This is a genomic window from Kitasatospora sp. NPDC001159 (assembly GCF_053598235.1).
In genome coordinates this window covers 1-16106 of sequence record NZ_JBSFJV010000036.1, presented here as the reverse complement: position 1 = coordinate 16106, position 16106 = coordinate 1, and the positions used below count along the sequence as shown (strand labels likewise).

At 71.1% G+C, this 16106-nt stretch carries 12 protein-coding genes and 2 pseudogenes; 13 read left to right on the top strand and 1 reads right to left on the bottom strand.

Going from position 1 to position 16106, the window contains the following annotated elements; translation table 11 throughout:
- The first annotated feature begins 138 nt into the window (after positions 1–138).
- From ACWC9T_RS19990 to ACWC9T_RS19980, 3 genes and pseudogenes are all read left to right on the top strand, one after another.
- Positions 139–1614, top strand: coding sequence for a gamma-aminobutyraldehyde dehydrogenase (locus ACWC9T_RS19990; protein ID WP_449822375.1), 1476 nt, complete (start codon positions 139–141; stop codon positions 1612–1614).
- A gap of 135 nt (positions 1615–1749) precedes the next feature.
- Positions 1750–3108 (top strand): aminotransferase class III-fold pyridoxal phosphate-dependent enzyme, encoded by a 1359-nt coding sequence (locus ACWC9T_RS19985; RefSeq protein ID WP_449822374.1) that lies wholly within the window; start codon positions 1750–1752, stop codon positions 3106–3108.
- Between the two features lie 244 nt (positions 3109–3352).
- Positions 3353–3472, top strand: a pseudogene (locus tag ACWC9T_RS19980) (spermidine/putrescine ABC transporter substrate-binding protein); the annotation flags it as partial.
- Between the two features lie 69 nt (positions 3473–3541).
- Here ACWC9T_RS19980 and ACWC9T_RS19975 read toward each other — a convergent pair.
- The gene (locus ACWC9T_RS19975) at positions 3542–5197 is read right to left on the bottom strand and encodes a PucR family transcriptional regulator (RefSeq protein WP_449822373.1); all 1656 of its coding nucleotides are present in this window, start codon (positions 5195–5197) and stop codon (positions 3542–3544) included.
- 267 nt (positions 5198–5464) lie between these two features.
- Between ACWC9T_RS19975 and ACWC9T_RS19970 the strand changes: the two genes are divergently transcribed.
- The 10 genes and pseudogenes from ACWC9T_RS19970 to ACWC9T_RS19925 all read left to right on the top strand — a co-directional run bounded on the left by ACWC9T_RS19970 (position 5465) and on the right by ACWC9T_RS19925 (position 15649).
- Positions 5465–6976, top strand: a complete 1512-nt coding sequence (locus tag ACWC9T_RS19970) for a gamma-aminobutyraldehyde dehydrogenase (RefSeq protein ID WP_449822372.1) — start codon at positions 5465–5467, stop codon at positions 6974–6976.
- Positions 6977–7037: 61 nt separating this feature from the next.
- On the top strand, positions 7038–8297 hold the full coding sequence (locus ACWC9T_RS19965; protein WP_449822371.1) for a polyamine ABC transporter substrate-binding protein: 1260 nt from the start codon (positions 7038–7040) through the stop codon (positions 8295–8297).
- A gap of 36 nt (positions 8298–8333) precedes the next feature.
- Positions 8334–9473 (top strand): ABC transporter ATP-binding protein, encoded by a 1140-nt coding sequence (locus tag ACWC9T_RS19960; protein WP_449822370.1) that lies wholly within the window; start codon positions 8334–8336, stop codon positions 9471–9473.
- Positions 9470–10414, top strand: a complete 945-nt coding sequence (locus ACWC9T_RS19955; protein WP_449822369.1) for an ABC transporter permease — start codon at positions 9470–9472, stop codon at positions 10412–10414. The genes ACWC9T_RS19960 and ACWC9T_RS19955 overlap by 4 nt, the downstream gene beginning before the upstream one ends.
- A complete protein-coding gene (locus tag ACWC9T_RS19950; RefSeq protein WP_449822368.1) occupies positions 10414–11217 on the top strand; it encodes an ABC transporter permease in 804 nt (267 codons plus the stop codon). The genes ACWC9T_RS19955 and ACWC9T_RS19950 overlap by 1 nt, the downstream gene beginning before the upstream one ends.
- Before the next feature lie 119 nt (positions 11218–11336).
- Positions 11337–12731 carry an NAD(P)/FAD-dependent oxidoreductase gene (locus ACWC9T_RS19945; RefSeq protein WP_449822367.1) on the top strand — a complete coding sequence of 465 codons (1395 nt, stop codon included), beginning with the start codon at positions 11337–11339 and terminating at the stop codon, positions 12729–12731.
- A gap of 103 nt (positions 12732–12834) precedes the next feature.
- Positions 12835–13070: pseudogene (locus ACWC9T_RS19940) on the top strand (hypothetical protein); the annotation flags it as partial.
- A gap of 70 nt (positions 13071–13140) precedes the next feature.
- Positions 13141–13617: a hypothetical protein gene (locus tag ACWC9T_RS19935; protein ID WP_449822366.1), complete on the top strand. Its 477-nt coding sequence runs from the start codon at positions 13141–13143 to the stop codon at positions 13615–13617.
- On the top strand, positions 13545–13901 hold the full coding sequence (locus ACWC9T_RS19930) for a hypothetical protein (RefSeq protein WP_449822365.1): 357 nt from the start codon (positions 13545–13547) through the stop codon (positions 13899–13901). Before ACWC9T_RS19935 ends, ACWC9T_RS19930 begins: the two co-directional genes overlap by 73 nt.
- Positions 13902–14125: 224 nt before the next feature.
- Positions 14126–15649 carry a CoA-acylating methylmalonate-semialdehyde dehydrogenase gene (locus ACWC9T_RS19925; protein ID WP_449822364.1) on the top strand — a complete coding sequence of 508 codons (1524 nt, stop codon included), beginning with the start codon at positions 14126–14128 and terminating at the stop codon, positions 15647–15649.
- Positions 15650–16106 lie beyond the last annotated feature (457 nt).

The window sequence follows — 16106 nt, the reverse complement described above, 5'->3', positions numbered from 1 at the left end:
CTACCCTGGCACGGTACGCGCGCACCCCCGCAGGGCGGCGCGCATTCCGCCACCAGTGGACCGCGCCGCTTAGGGCTCGGCCACTCGGCACCCTTCGTAGGCCGGATCCGCCGACGTACCATGGCGCCGGAATCTGCAATGCCGCAGGCCCAGACCGAGGAGAGACCCGTGAGCGACCTTCGCGCGCTGCGCAACTACATCAACGGTGAGTTCGTCGACGCGGCTGACGGCCGCACGCTCGACATCGTGGACCCGACCACCGGCGAGGTGTACGCGACGTCGCCGCTGTCCGGTGCCGCTGACGTGGACGCGGCCATGGCCTCGGCTGCCGCCGCGTTCCCGATCTGGCGCGACGCCACCCCCAGCACCCGGCAGAAGCTGCTGCTGAAGATCGCCGACGCGGTCGAGGCCCGGGCCGACGAGATCGTTGACGCCGAGGTGCGCAACACCGGCAAGCCCCGCGCGCTGACCCTCTCCGAGGAGATCGGCCCGATGGTGGACCAGATCCGCTTCTTCGCCGGCGCCGCCCGCCTGCTGGAGGGCAAGGCCGCCGGTGAGTACATGGACGGGATGACCTCGATCATCCGCCGCGAGCCGGTCGGCGTCTGTGCCCAGGTCGCGCCGTGGAACTACCCGATGATGATGGCGGTGTGGAAGTTCGCCCCGGCCATCGCCGCGGGCAACACGGTCGTGCTGAAGCCCTCGGACACCACCCCTGCCTCCACCGTGCTGCTGGCCGAGATCATCGGCGGCGTCCTCAAGGACCTGGAGCTGCCGGCCGGCATCTTCAACGTCATCTGCGGTGACCGCGAGAGCGGCAAGCTGATGGTCGAGCACAAGACCCCGGCGATGGCCTCCATCACCGGCTCGGTCCGGGCCGGCATCCAGGTCGCCGAGTCCGCCTCCAAGGACGTCAAGCGCGTCCACCTGGAGCTGGGCGGCAAGGCCCCGGTCGTGGTCTTCGAGGACGCCGACATCGCCGAGGCCGTCGAGGGCATCTCGGTGGCGGGCTACTTCAACGCCGGCCAGGACTGCACCGCCGCCACCCGCGTGCTGGTGCACGAGTCGATCCACGACGCCTTCGTCGAGGCGCTGGCCAAGGCCGCGGCCGAGACCAAGACCGGCGGTGTGGACGACGAGGACGTGCTGTACGGCCCGCTGAACAACGCCAACCAGCTGAAGCAGGTCGCCGGCTTCATCGAGCGTCTGCCCGCACACGCCAAGGTCGAGGCCGGTGGCCACCAGGTCGGCGACAAGGGCTACTTCTACGCCGCGACCGTCGTGTCCGGTCTGCAGCAGGACGACGAGATCATCCAGAACGAGGTCTTCGGCCCGGTCATCACCGTGCAGAAGTTCACCGACGAGGACCAGGCCGTCGAGTACGCCAACGGCGTCGAGTACGCGCTGGCCTCCTCGGTGTGGACCAAGGACCACGCCCGCGCCATGCGGATGTCGCGCCGCCTGGACTTCGGCTGCGTCTGGATCAACACCCACATCCCGCTTGTCGCCGAGATGCCGCACGGCGGCTTCAAGAAGTCCGGCTACGGCAAGGACCTGTCGGCGTACGGCTTCGAGGACTACACCCGGGTCAAGCACGTCATGACTGCGATCTGATGATCGTCTGAATCGACAAGGGGCCCGGGTCTTTTCGATCCGGGCCCTGTCGCTTTGCATCCTGTCGGCGGGTCGCGTGACGGGCTGACAGGATGGAACTGCACTTCGTCGGCGGGCGGCCCTAGCCTTACCGGCATGAGCATCCCCACCGCTGACTCAGCCGCCGGCCAGGCCGTCAAGGCCGCCGACCGCGCGCACGTCTTCCACTCGTGGTCCGCCCAGGCGCTGATCGACCCCCTCGCGGTGGCCGGCGCCGAGGGCTCGTACTTCTGGGACTACGACGGCAACCGCTACCTCGACTTCTCCTCGCAGCTGGTCAACACCAACATCGGCCACCAGCACCCGAAGGTGGTCGCCGCGGTTCAGGAGCAGGCGGCGAAGCTCTGCACCATCGCTCCCGGCTTCGCGGTCGAGTCGCGCAGCGAGGCCGCCCGGCTGATCGCCGAACGCACCCCGGGCGACCTGGACAAGATCTTCTTCACCAACGGCGGCGCCGAGGCCGTCGAGAACGCCATCCGGCTGGCCCGCCTGCACACCGGTCGGCAGAAGGTGCTGTCCACCTACCGCTCGTACCACGGCGCCACCGCCAACGCGATCGCCCTCACCGGCGACCCGCGGCGCTGGGCCAACGAGACCGGCGTCTCCGGTGTGGTGCACTTCTGGGGCCCGTACCCCTACCGTTCCAACTTCCACGCCGAGAACGAGGCGCAGGAGTGCGAGCGCGCGCTGGAGCACCTGGAGCAGGTGATCGCGTTCGAGGGGCCGGGCACGGTCGCGGCGGTCATCCTGGAGACCGTGGTCGGCACCGCCGGCATCCTGATCCCGCCGCCGGGGTACCTGGCCGGGGTGCGGGAGATCTGCGACCGCTACGGGATCGTGTTCATCCTGGACGAGGTGATGGCCGGCTTCGGGCGCACCGGCGAGTGGTTCGCCGCCGACCACTGGGGCGTCGTCCCGGACCTCATGACCTTCGCCAAGGGCGTCAACTCCGGCTACGTGCCGCTGGGCGGCGTGGCGATCAACGCCGAGATCGCCGCCACCTTCGCCGAGCGGCCCTTCCCCGGCGGGCTCACCTACTCCGGGCACCCGCTGGCCTGCGCCTCGGCGGTGGCCACCATCAACGCCATGGCGGAGGAGGGCATCGTCGAGAACGCCAAGCACATCGGCGAGACGGTGCTCGGCCCCGGGCTGCGCGAGCTGGCCGAGCGGCACCCCTCGATCGGCGAGGTGCGCGGCCTGGGCGTGTTCTGGGCGCTCGACCTGGTGCGGAACCGGGAGACCCGCGAGCCGCTCGTCCCGTACAACGCCGCGGGCGCGGACAGCGCGCCGATGGCCGAGCTGGCCGCTGCCTGCAAGCAGCGCGGGCTCTGGCCGTTCGTCAACATGAACCGCTTCCACGTCGTTCCGCCGTGCACCGTCACCGAGGAGGAGGCCAAGACCGGCCTCGCGGTGCTGGACGAGGTGCTGTCGCTCACCGACGCGCACACTCTCTGACGTACCTACCAGGACGGCCCCGGGCACCCGTGTGTCCGGGGCCGTCCCACGCTCCGGAAGGCCCACATGTCCAGCAGCTCCCCCCTGCCCCGCCGTTCCGCCCCGAGCCGCCCGCAGGGCCCCGCACGCGGACGCCGACGTTCCGTGCTCGGCGGGCCGCGGTGCTCGGCGCCGGGACGCTGACCGGCTGTGGCATCCCGTCGGCGTAGGTCGCCGAGGACCGCCGTTCGGCGCCGGAGCGCCCGGGATCACCGGCATCGCGTACAACCGCAAGGCGCTCGGCCGGGAGCTGAAGTCCACCGTGGACCCGTGGGCACCCGATCTCTGGGGCCGGGTCACCCTGTTCGCCGGACTGGACGAGGCGCGCGGGCCGCACAAGCTCCGGGGGCACATGACCGGAGTGTGAGGGGGACCGGGGTGTGACCGCCGTCGATCAGCGGCGTACGGCGTCCAGGGCGAGCAGCGCCACGTGCAGGGACAAGCAGGACTCCACCTGGTCGAGGTCGACGCCGAGGATGCGCTCGACCTTGTGCAGCCGATCGTAGAAGGACGGCCGGGACAGGTGCGCGGCGTCGGCAGCCGCCGACTTGTTCCGGCCCTGCTCCAGGTAGATCCGCAGCATCTGCACCAGCTGGCCGTTGTGCTCGGCGTCGTGGGCCAGCAGCGGGCCCAACTCCCGTTCCACGTAGGTCTGCAGGCGGGCGTCGTCGCGCAGCAGGTGGAGCAGGCCGCGCAGCCGGACGTCGGGCAGCCGGTAGTAGGAGGCGGTCCGGCCGCCGCCGGGCGCATCGTGCAGGGCGGCGTCCGCGACCTGGGCGGCCTCCAGCAGGGTGCGCCGGGCGTCGCGGACCGAGCCGACCGAGGAGCCGACCGCGACCACCGGGCCCGGGGCGTCGGCGCCCTCCCGACCGGCCTCGGCGGACATCCGGCGCAGGGTGGCCGAGAAGGAGTCCAGCGCGGCGTGCTCGTCCTGCTGGGCGCCGAGCGCGATCAGCAGGCCCACGCCCTCGTCGTCCAGCGCGCCGACCAGGGCCGAGAGCCGGCAGGCCCGGACCGCGCCGGCGGCCAGCTCGGTGAAGTCGCGCAGTCGGGCCTGCGCCTCCAGCGCGGCCGGGATCGGCCCGCGGCGCTGGCGCAGCACCACGCCGACCAGCCGGCGGCCCTCCAGCGGGACGCCGAGCGCCTGGGCACGCAGGGCCACCTCGGAGACGGTCAGCGCGTGGGTGAGGATGCCGGAGAGCAGGGTGCGGTGGGTCTGCCGCTCCAGGCTCTCCCGGTCGCGCACCACCAGCCGGTTGAGCGCCAGCGCGGAGGCGCCGCGCTCCAGCAGCATGGCGTGCGGGTGGGTCTCGCCCTCGGGCAGCGGTCCCGGTTCCTGGATCAGGACCAGCCGGCCCCAGTCCTGGCCGCGGGCGCCGACGGTGGTGACCAGCCAGCCACTGCGCGGGTCGTGGCCGGTGCGGCCGGGCGGACGGACCCCGCGCGAGCGGCGCTCCCAGTCCTCCAGCAGCTCGACCTCCGGGCGTCCGGCGGAATCGTGGGCGAGCACCTGGTGGGCCAGGTTCTCCAGGACCACCGGCGCGCCCGCCATCCGGGCCACCTGACGGATCACCTCCGGCGCCTCGGCGCCCTCCACCACCAGCTCGTTGAACACCTGGTGGACCGACTCGGAGACCCGCAGCTGCTCCAGCTGGGCGTTGACCACCAGGGCGTGCACGGCCTCGGTGACGGCGACGAAGCGCACCTCGCGGCGGAGCGTGATCAGCGGCAGCCCGCGCTGCTCGGCGGCGTTCACCAGGGCGCGCGGCAGCGAGTCGAAGTAGCGCCGACCGAACTCGACCACCAGGCCGGCCACCCCGACCTCGTCCAGGTCGCGGACGTAGCGGGCCAGGCCCTCGCGGTCCTCGGGCAGTGCGATGCCGGTGGTCAGCACCAGCTCGCCGCCCTGCAGCATCCCGGCGACATCGGGCAGCTCGCTGACGTGGACCCAGCGGACCGGCCGCTCCAGGCGGTCGGCGCCGGCCACCACCTGGGGCAGGCCACGCCGCATCACCTCCAGGTCGAGTACTCGGGCGACGGTGGGGAGCATCGTGGCCTCCAGGGCCGGGGGAGGGCCGTAGTGGGGATCGGAGTGGGATTCGGAGTGGGCAGAGTGTCAGGTGAATCATCCATCGTGGCGACGACCTGTTGCCCTGCGAAGGGCCTTGCACCCTGTAAGGCCCTTTGTGTCGAGACTGTCGACGTGACCCTTGTCACGTCAATCCCGAACCGGGCAAGGTCAGCGGGACCGCAGACCCCCACGGCGGAAGCACGGACCGCGGCGTGCGGTCGAACCGCCGGCACTTGGAGGAACCAGATGGACCTGACCGACTTCGGCGCGGGCGCGCAGTACATCGCGGGCCGTCAGACGCGGGGCGGCGGCGAACCCTTCCAGGTCGTCAACCCCGCTGACGGCAGCGTGGTCGAACAGGTCGCACTGGCCACCGCCGCCGACGTGGACACCGCCGTCGCCGCCGCGAAGGCAGCCCTGCCCGGCTGGTCCTCCGCCACCCCGGGCGCCCGGGCCGAGGCGCTCACCCGGCTGGCCGCCGTACTGGCCGACGCGGCGGAGGACCTCGCCCGGGTGGAGACCGCGCAGACCGGCAAGCCGGTCAAGCTGGCCACCGAGTTCGACGTCCCCGGCACCATCGACAACACCGCCTTCTTCGCCGGCGCCGCCCGCAACCTGGAGGGCAAGGCGGCTGGCGAGTACTCCGGCGACCACACCTCCTACGTGCGGCGCGAGGCGATTGGCGTGGTCGGCTCGATCTCGCCGTGGAACTACCCGCTCCAGATGGCCGCCTGGAAGATCCTCCCGGCCGTCGCGGCGGGCAACACCATCGTCCTCAAGCCGGCCGAGCTGACCCCGCTGACCTCGCTGATGTTCGCCCGGGCCTGCACCGAGGCGGGCATCCCGGACGGCGTGGTCAACGTGGTCACCGGCGCCGGGCGCACGGCCGGCGAGCACCTGGTCGCCCACCCCGACGTCGCGATGGTCTCCTTCACCGGCTCCACCGTGGTCGGCAGGCGGGTCGCCGAACTCGCCACCGCGAGCGTCAAGCGCACCCACCTCGAACTCGGCGGCAAGGCCCCGTTCGTGGTCTTCGACGACGCCGACCTGGACGCCGCGGTGCACGGCGCCGTCGCCGCCTCGCTGATCAACGGCGGCCAGGACTGCACCGCCGCCACCCGCGCCTACGTCCAGCGCCCGCTGTACGACGCCTTCACGGCCGGGGTGGCCGAACTGTACGCCGCGATCCGGATCGGCGACCCGCGCAACCCGCACACCGACCTCGGCCCGCTGGTCTCGTACGCCCACCGGGACCGGGTGGCCGGCTTCGTGGAGCGCGCCCGCTCCTACGCCACCGTGGTCACCGGCGGCCCCGCGCCGCAGAAGGGCCACGACGGCTCCGACCTCGGCCGGGGCGCCTACTACGCGCCGACCCTGATCACCGGCGCGGCCCAGGACAGCGAGGTGGTCCAGGGCGAGGTGTTCGGCCCGGTGCTGGTGGTGCTGCCCTTCGACGGCGACGGCGAGGGCCTGCGGCTGGCCAACGACACCCCGTACGGCCTGGCCGCCTCCGCCTGGACCGGCAATGTGCACCGCTCGCTGCGCGCCACCCGGGAGATCGCCGCCGGGTGCGTCTGGGTCAACGACCACATCCCGATCATCAGCGAGATGCCGCACGGCGGGTACAGGGCGTCCGGCTACGGCAAGGACATGTCCCAGTACTCGCTGGACGAGTACACCCAGGTCAAGCACGTCATGTTCGACACCACCGCGGTGGCCCGCAAGGACTGGCACCGCACCGTCTTCGGAGACAGATAACCCCCCCGGACCAGGGTGCTCCCCCCAACGCGCCCTCAATCCCCCCCAGGAGGCCCGTTCCATGGTGTTCAAGGCGTTCAACGAGCTCACCGACGGTCTGCCCGAACCGGTCCGCAGGGCCTGGGAACGCAGTCTGACCGGCGGTCGGGCCGCGGTCGGCCGCCGCACCCTGCTGCGCGCCGCCGCGCTGACCGCCGGCGCGGGCACCCTGGCCGCCTGCGGGATCCCGGCGGCGCCCCGGGCGACCGGCGACTCGACCGCCAACGCGGCCAAGGACCTCTCGGACAGCGAGAAGGAGGTCGACTTCTCCAACTGGCCGCTTTACGTGGACACCGACGAGAAGGACAAGCAGAAGCACGGCACCCTGGACGCCTTCACCGCGGCCACCGGCATCAAGGTCAAGTACAACGAGGACGTCAACGACAACGTCGAGTTCTTCGGCAAGGTCAAGCCGCAGCTCGCGTCCGGCCAGGACACCGGCCGCGACCTGATGGTGCTCACCGACTGGATGGCCGCCCGGTTGATCCGGCTCGGCTGGGCGCAGAAGCTCAACCCGGCGAACGTCACGACCGCGATCACCACCGTCGAGCCCCGCTTCCGCGCCCCCGACTGGGACCCGGGCAGGCTCTACTCCTACCCGTGGGCCGGCATCCAGACCGTCATCGCGTACAACCGGAAGGCGACCAGGGGGAAGGAGGTCGCCAGCGTCTCCCAGCTGCTGGACGACCCCGACCTCAAGGGCCGGGTCACCTTCCTGTCCGAGATGCGCGACAGCATCGGGATGGTCCTGCTGGACATGGGCAAGGACCCGGCGAAGTTCAGCGCGGACGACTACGACGGCGCGATCGCCCGGGTGCAGAAGGCCGTCGACAGCAAGCAGATCAGGCGCTTCACCGGCAACGACTACGGCCAGGAGCTCTCCTCCGGCGACATCGCCGCGTGCGTCGCCTGGGGCGGCGACCTGATCCAACTGCGTGCCGACAACCCGGACATCGAGTTCGTGATCCCGGAGAAGGGCTACCTCTCCTCGACCGACAACATGCTGGTCCCGGCCAAGGCGCGGCACAAGACGAACGCGGAAAAACTGATCGACTTCTACTATCAGCCGAAGATCGCGGCGCAGCTGGTCGCCGGCATCGGCTTCGTCTCCGCCGTCACCGGGATGAAGGAGGAGCTCGCCACCCTCGCCCCGGACAGCGCGGCCAACCCGCTGGTCGTACCCACCCCCGAGATGGCGGCCAAGGCACACGTGTTCCGCACGCTCGCCGAGGGCGAGGAGAGCGACTTCGAGCAGAAGTTCTCCAAGCTCATCGGCGCCTGACTCCCGCCCACGGCAGAGATCCCAGGAAGACACCCCATGACAGACCAGCTGCGCGACGCGGCCGGCGGCGACGTCCGCCTCTCCGGCATCGGCAAGACCTACGGCTCCTTCACCGCTGTCCACCCGCTCGACCTGACCGTCCCCCAGGGTTCCTTCTTCGCCCTGCTCGGCGCCTCCGGCTGCGGCAAGACCACCACCCTGCGCATGATCGCCGGCCTGGAGGAGCCCACCTCCGGCACCGTGCTGATCGGCGGACAGGACGTCACCGCCCTGCCCCCGTACAAGCGGCCGGTGAACACCGTCTTCCAGAGCTACGCGCTCTTCCCGCACCTGGACATCTTCGAGAACGTCGCCTTCGGCCTGCGCCGTCGCGGCAGGAAGGACGTCAAGAAGCAGGTCGACGAGATGCTGGAGCTGGTCGAGCTCGGCCAGTACGCCAGGCGCAAGCCGCACCAGCTCTCCGGCGGCCAGCAACAGCGCGTCGCGGTCGCCCGCGCGCTGATCAACCACCCCAAGGTGCTGCTGCTGGACGAGCCGCTCGGCGCCCTCGACCTCAAGCTGCGCCGCCAGATGCAGCTGGAGCTCAAGCGGATCCAGACCGAGGTCGGCATCACCTTCGTGCACGTCACCCACGACCAGGAGGAGGCCATGACCATGGCCGACACCATCGCGGTGATGAACGGCGGCCGGGTCGAGCAGCTGGGCGCGCCCGCCGAGCTGTACGAGAACCCCGCCACCACCTTCGTGGCCAACTTCCTCGGCCAGTCCAACCTGCTGCCCGCCGAGGTCACCGGCGGTGCGGGCGCGGACCTGCTGCTCACCGTGGCCGGCGCCCGCCTCGCGGTGCCGAAGGCCCGCTGCGCCACCGACGCCAAGCGCGTCCACCTGGGCGTGCGCCCGGAGAAGATCACCATCACCCACGCCTCCGAGAAGGTCGCCGAGGGCCGCAACGAGCTGGCCGGCACCGTCGTGGACTCCAGCTTCATCGGCGTCTCCACCCAGTACGTGGTGCGCACCGAGGGCGGCCAGGAGGTCACCGTCTTCGAGCAGAACATGGAGCGCGACGCCCGGATCGTCCCCGGCGCCAACGTGCTGCTGCACTGGAACCCGGCGCACTCCTTCGCCCTGGACGCTTCGCAGGCGATCGACGCGGGCACCGCGGAGGAGGCCGCATGACCGCCACCACCCCGGCCGCGCCGCCGCAGGCCGTACCCCCGGATCGCGGCCCGCTGCCGTCGAAGGAACCGAAGCCCAGGCGCAAGCTCACCCCGTACTGGTTGCTGCTGCCCGGCATCGCCTGGCTGGTCGTCTTCTTCGCCGTGCCGATGGTCTACCAGGCGTCCACCTCGCTGCAGACCGGCTCGCTCGAAGAGGGATTCAAGGTCACCTGGCACGTCTCGACCTACTGGGACGCCCTGGTCGAGTACAAGTGGCACTTCGTCCGCTCGTTCTCCTACGCGGCGATCGCCACCGTGCTCTGCCTGACCATCGGCTACCCGCTCGCCTACACCATCGCCTTCAAGGCGAACCGGCGCTGGCGCAACGTCATCCTGATCCTGGTCATCGCGCCGTTCTTCACCAGCTTCCTGATCCGAACGCTGGCCTGGAAGACCATCCTGTCCGACGGCGGCCCGGTGGTCGGAGCGCTCAACACCCTGCACGTCCTGGACGTCACCAACGCGCTCGGCCTCACCTCCGGAGACCGGGTGCTGGCCACCCCGCTCGCCGTGGTCTGCGGCCTGACCTACAACTTCCTGCCGTTCATGATCCTGCCGCTGTACACCTCGCTGGAGCGGATCGACCCCCGGCTGCACGAGGCCGCCGGCGACCTGTACGCCCGGCCGTTCACCACCTTCCGCATGGTCACCTTCCCGATCTCGCTGCCCGGCGTGGTCGCGGGCACCCTGCTCACCTTCATCCCGGCCTCCGGCGACTACATCAACGCCCAGCTGCTGGGCTCGCCGAGCGAGCAGATGGTCGGCAACGGCATCCAGAAGCAGTTCCTGAACGTGCTCGACTACCCCACGGCGGCCGCGCTGAGCTTCATCCTGATGGCCCTGATCCTGGGCATGGTGACGGTCTACATGCGCAAGGCCGGGACGGAGGAACTGGTCTGATGTCCCGGATTTCCAAGTGGATCCGCGCCCACCTGGTGGTGCTGGCCAGCCTGCTGGCCCTCGCCTACCTGGTGCTGCCCAACCTGGTCGTGCTGGCCTTCTCGTTCAACAAGCCGGTCGGCAAGTTCAACTACGAGTGGAACGAGTTCTCCACCGACGCCTGGACCAACCCCTGCGGCGTGGCCGACATGTGCCGGTCGCTCTCGCTCAGCCTGCAGATCGCGGTGCTCGCCACCATCGGCGCCACCGTGCTCGGCACCATGGTCGCCTTCGCGCTGGCCCGCTACCGCTTCCGCGGCCGCTCGGCCGCCACCGCGATGATCTTCCTGCCGATGGCCATGCCCGAGGTGGTCATGGCCGCCTCGCTGGGGACGCTGTTCCTCAACATGCGCATCCCGTTCGGCGTCACCACCATCCTCATCGCGCACATCATGTTCTGCCTCAGTTTCGTGGTGACGGCGGTCAAGGCGCGGGTGATGAGCATGGACCCGAGGCTCGAACAGGCCGCCCAGGACCTCTACGCGACCCCCACCCAGACCTTCCTGAGGGTCACCCTGCCGCTGGCCGCCCCCGGCATCGCCGCCGGTGCGCTGCTCAGCTTCGCGCTCTCCTTCGACGACTTCATCATCACCCAGTTCAACTCGGGCCCGACCACGGTCACCTTCCCGATGTTCGTCTGGGGCGCCTCGCAGCGCGGCATCCCGGTGCAGGTGAACGTCATCGGCACCGCGATGTTCGTCGCCGCGGTCGCGCTGACCGTCGCCGGACAGTGGCTCGGCAACCGTCGGAAGGCCACCGCCTGACGGAACGCCTGACGGCGCCTGGTGGAAGGCCCGGCGTACCGCCGGCACGCGACCTGACGTACGGCCGGTCATCGGTGGCGCACAACTGTCATCTATCCGTAGAAAGTGGCTGATAATGCATGGACTCCGCCCGCGCACTCAGTGACGCCAGGCCCAGCCCCTTCTGGCTGGAGGACCCCGGCCGGCCGGAGACGCTGCCCGCCCTGGTCGGCGACACCACCTGCGACCTGCTGGTCGTCGGCGGCGGCTACTCCGGCCTGTGGACCGCCCTCATCGCCAAGGAACGCGACCCCTCACTGGACGTCGTGCTGGTCGAGGGCAACGAGGTCGGGTGGGCCGCGTCCGGGCGCAACGGCGGATTCTGCGCGGCCAGCCTCACCCACGGCTTCGGGAACGGCCTGCAGCGCTGGCCCGCCGAACTCGCCCAGCTGGAACGCCTCGGTGCCGCCAACCTCGACGGCATCGAGGCCGCCGTCAAGCGCTACGGCATCGACGCCGAGTGGGAGCGCACCGGCGAGATCGACGTCGCCACCCAGCCCCACCAGGTCGAGGAACTGCACGAGATCGCCGAGGCCGTCGCCCGGTACGGCTTCGACATCACCGTCCTGGACGCCGACCAGCTGCGCGCCGAGGTGAACTCGCCGACCTTCCTCGGCGGCCTCTGGGACAAGGAGGGCGTGGCGATGGTCCACCCCGCCAAGCTCGCCTGGGGCCTCAAGGACGCCTGCCTGAGCCAGGGCGTCCGCGTCTACGAGCACACCCGGGCCGCCGACCTGCGGGAGTACGGCAGCGGCATGGCCGCCCGTACCCCGTACGGCCGGGTGTTCACCCGCCGGGTCGCGCTCGGCACCAACGTGTTCCCGTCCCTGCTCAAGCGCGTCCGTCCGTACGTCGTGCCGGTGTACGACTACGCGCTGATGACCGAACCGCTCAGCGAGGAGCAGCTCGCCGCGATCGGCTGGCACGGCCGGCAGGGGCTCGGCGACAGCGCCAACAAGTTCCACTACTTCCGGCTCTCCGCCGACGACCGGATCCTCTGGGGCGGCTACGACGCGGTCTACCACTACGGCGGCCACGTCCGGCACGAGTACGACCAGCGGCCGGAGACCTTCCGCACTCTGGCCGACCACTTCTTCCGCTGCTTCCCGCAGCTGGAGGGGCTGCGCTTCACCCACGCCTGGGGCGGGGCCATCGACACCTGCAGCCGATTCTCGGCGTTCTTCGACACCGCGTACCGGGGCAAGGTCGCCTACGCGGCCGGGTACACCGGGCTCGGCGTCGGCGCGACCCGCTTCGGCGCCGAGGTGATGCTCGACCTGCTCGCGGGCGAGCGCACCGAGCGCACCTCGCTGGAGATGGTGCGCTCCAAGCCGCTGCCGTTCCCGCCCGAACCGGTGCGCTGGGCCGGGATCGAGATCACCACCCGCTCGCTGGAGCGGGCCGACCGCAACGGGGGCCACCGCAACCTCTGGCTGCGCACGCTCGACCGGCTGGGGCTCGGTTTCGATTCCTGACCGGCTTGTCAAGCTGCGCCCGCTCCGGGCGTCCCGTGATCCGCGTGACGCGACCCGTGTCAGGTCGGCCGCGGCCCTGGACGTCCTGGACAGCGGCTCCTGGGGTCCGGTCCTCATCGACTTCGGGGACGAGCACGTCAGCTTCCTGGTGCCGGTCGGCACCGCCGCCCGCTGGGTCGGCACCAGCGTGCGCTGCGCGGGGGAGGGCACCTGGATCGTCGTCCCGCACCCCGAACGCAGCAGCCGGGGCGTGCGCTGGCTGCCCCGCCCGACGGCTCCGGGCGACTCAACGACCCGGTGCTGCTGGAGCTCGTCCTGCACGAGGCGGCGGCCGGGCTCACCGGCTGGTGCGCGCCCGCGCGTTCCCCGGCGTGGCGCGTGGGGCGGGCGGCCGCGTCAGACTGGAGGCGTGACCACCGCTCCGCACGCCGTCGACGTCTCGCTCCGGCCGGGCCCCGCCCAGCTGCGCCTGGCCGCCCTGGCCGCGCCCGCCTGCGCCCGGTACGGGCTGGCGCTGGCCGGCGGGCACGCGCTGCGCGCGCACGGGGTCGCGGCCTGCCCGCAGGACGGGCTCACCCTGGCGACCGGCGGCGCCGACCTGCCGGAGGTGGCCGCCGCGCTGGCCGAGGCGTACCGCGCGGCGGGCGGCGGGGTCGCCGAGCGGCCCGGCACGCCGCGCCTGGAGCAGCTGACCGTACGGCTGGCGCTGGGCGGGCGCACTCGGTGGAACTGCGGAAGGAACCGCTCGGCCACCGGCCGGTCCGGCTCGACCTGGGCGCCCCGGCGCCGGACGAGCCGCCGGTGGTGCTACCGGTGGTCGCGCTGGAGGACGCGGCGGCGCTCACCACCGCGCTGCTGGTCGACCGGGGCGTGCCGCGTGACCTGATCGACGTGCATGCCCTCACCCGCTGCTACCGGGAGGGCGAACTTCTCGCGCTGGCTGGTGAGTTGGACCCGGAATTCCAGCCCGCCGCGCTCGCCGACCGGCTGGAGACGCTGGCCGAGGCGGCGGACGGCCGGTTCCGCGCCCGGGGCGTCGAGGCCGGGGCGGTGGACGGGCTGAAGCTCTGGGCGCTGGCCTGGGCACAGGACCTGCGGCTTGACCTGCTGGAGACCCAGGAGGCGGCGGACGGGCTGCACGACCCGTACCTGGAGGACGAGGAGTCCTGAGCCCCGGGGCCGCCGTTTCACACGTTCGGAGCAGCAACCGGACGACCTGTAAGGCTGAATCCGGGATCCCCGTCAGCCTGTTCGTTGAGCCCTGCCGGGGCGGCCACCAGACTGGGAGACGAGCGCGGTAGCCCCGTGAATTCCCGTCGCCCAACCCTCTCGCGGGCGGCGCCAGACCGGACCGGTGGCAGGACGCCGCCCGGGACTTCGGAGGCAGACGGACCTTGAGCAAGCACATCATTCACTGGATCGGCGGCAAGCCCGTCGCCACCGCCGGCGCGGCGCCCCGCCGCGGTGACATCTTCGACCCGGCCACCGGCCAGGTCTCCGGCCACGTCGACTTCGCCGAGATCGCCGAGGTCGACCAGGCCGTGGCCGCGGCCGCCTCGGCCTTCGCCGAGTGGCGCACCGCCTCGGTGGCCAAGCGGACCACGGTGCTCTTCGCCTTCCGCGAGCTGCTGAACGCCCGCCGCGACGAACTGGCCTCGATCATCGTGTTTGAGCACGGCAAGGTGCACTCGGACGCGCTGGGCGAGATCGCCCGCGGCCTGGAGGTCGTCGAGTACGCCTGCGGCATCCCGCAGCTGCTCAAGGGCGGCTTCACCGAGCAGGCCTCCACCGGCATCGACGTCTACTCGATCCGCCAGCCGCTCGGCCCGGTCGCGATCATCTCGCCGTTCAACTTCCCGGCCATGGTGCCGATGTGGTTCTTCCCGATCGCCATCGCGGCGGGCAACACCGTCGTGGTGAAGCCCTCGGAGAAGGACCCGTCTGCCGCCAACTTCCTGGCCGAGCTGTGGAAGGAGGCCGGGCTGCCGGACGGCGTCTTCAACGTCGTGCACGGTGACAAGGTGGCCGTCGACCGCCTGCTGGAGCACCCGGACATCAAGTCCGTCAGCTTCGTCGGCTCCACCCCGATCGCCCGCTACGTCTATGAGACCGGCACTCGCTACGGCAAGCGCGTGCAGGCCCTGGGCGGCGCCAAGAACCACATGCTGGTGCTGCCCGACGCCGACCTCGACCTCGCCGCCGACGCCGCCGTCAACGCCGGCTTCGGCGCGGCCGGCGAGCGCTGCATGGCCGTCTCCGTGCTCGTCGCCGTCGACCCGATCGGCGACGAGCTGGTCGACAAGATCAAGCAGCGGATGGCCGCCCTGAAGGTCGGCCCCGGCTGCAACGGCGACTCCGAGATGGGCCCGCTGGTCACCGGCCAGCACCGCGACAAGGTCACCTCCTACGTCGAGTCCGGCCTCGCCGACGGCGCCGAGCTCGCCGTGGACGGACGCAAGCACCCGATCACCACCGAGGACAAGAACGGCGCCCCGACCGCCGACGGCTTCTGGCTCGGCCCCACGCTGTTCGACCACGTGAAGCCCGGCATGTCCGTCTACAACGACGAGATCTTCGGCCCGGTCCTCTCCGTCGTGCGCGTCGCCTCCTACGAAGAGGGCGTGGCGCTCATCAACGCCAACCCGTACGGCAACGGCACGGCCCTGTTCACCAACGACGGTGGCGCGGCGCGGCGCTTCCAGTTCGAGGTGGAGGTCGGCATGGTCGGCATCAACGTGCCGATCCCGGTGCCGGTCGCCTACTACTCCTTCGGCGGCTGGAAGGCCTCGCTGTTCGGCGACTCCCACGCGTACGGTCCGGACGGCGTGCACTTCTTCACCCGCGGCAAGGCCGTGACCCAGCGCTGGCTGGACCCGTCGCACGGCGGCATCAACCTCGGCTTCCCCACCAACAGCTGAACTCCCCTTCTGAGCACGGCTCCTGAGCCCCAGCTCTGAGCCCCCGCTCCGCGGTCGCGCTGGCCGGACCCCTCCCCCCGGGGCCCGGCCAGCGCCTTTGCGCGCCGTTTGCGTCCGGCCACAGAAACGCGTACAGTCCTTCGAGCTGCCTGGCAGGGAGCACCGGACACGCATCCGCGCGGACGGTCCCGGGGTAGCCAATCCTCTGAAACACCACTTCCGGTTCGTGCCGGTCGTTTTCGCGTGCTTGCGTTGCGGCCTGGTGCTTATTGGGCGTGCACGTTTTATCGGATTGCGGCCGGATTCGCTTTTCGGAGCGGGGATCGGCTAGTGTTTGAAACGTCGGACGGGGCGTCAAGTCCTGGAAGACACCGGCGAGTTGGATGAACGAAGCCCCGGAAACGGAGCGGAAAACATCTGATAAGCTGGAAACACGAAAGAACGAAGCGCCCGGAGG

Excerpts from the sequence above, each read along its gene's own strand:
- ACWC9T_RS19960 (WP_449822370.1), top strand. The coding sequence starts at position 8,334 with ATGACAGACCAGCTGCGCGACGCGGCCGGCGGCGACGTCCGCCTCTCC.
- ACWC9T_RS19970 (WP_449822372.1), top strand. The coding sequence starts at position 5,465 with ATGGACCTGACCGACTTCGGCGCGGGCGCGCAGTACATCGCGGGCCGT.
- ACWC9T_RS19985 (WP_449822374.1), top strand. The coding sequence starts at position 1,750 with ATGAGCATCCCCACCGCTGACTCAGCCGCCGGCCAGGCCGTCAAGGCC.
- ACWC9T_RS19955 (WP_449822369.1), top strand. The coding sequence starts at position 9,470 with ATGACCGCCACCACCCCGGCCGCGCCGCCGCAGGCCGTACCCCCGGAT.
- ACWC9T_RS19945 (WP_449822367.1), top strand. The coding sequence starts at position 11,337 with ATGGACTCCGCCCGCGCACTCAGTGACGCCAGGCCCAGCCCCTTCTGG.
- ACWC9T_RS19965 (WP_449822371.1), top strand. The coding sequence starts at position 7,038 with ATGGTGTTCAAGGCGTTCAACGAGCTCACCGACGGTCTGCCCGAACCG.
- ACWC9T_RS19950 (WP_449822368.1), top strand. The coding sequence starts at position 10,414 with ATGTCCCGGATTTCCAAGTGGATCCGCGCCCACCTGGTGGTGCTGGCC.
- ACWC9T_RS19990 (WP_449822375.1), top strand. The coding sequence starts at position 139 with ATGCCGCAGGCCCAGACCGAGGAGAGACCCGTGAGCGACCTTCGCGCG.
- ACWC9T_RS19975 (WP_449822373.1), bottom strand. The coding sequence starts at position 5,197 with ATGCTCCCCACCGTCGCCCGAGTACTCGACCTGGAGGTGATGCGGCGT.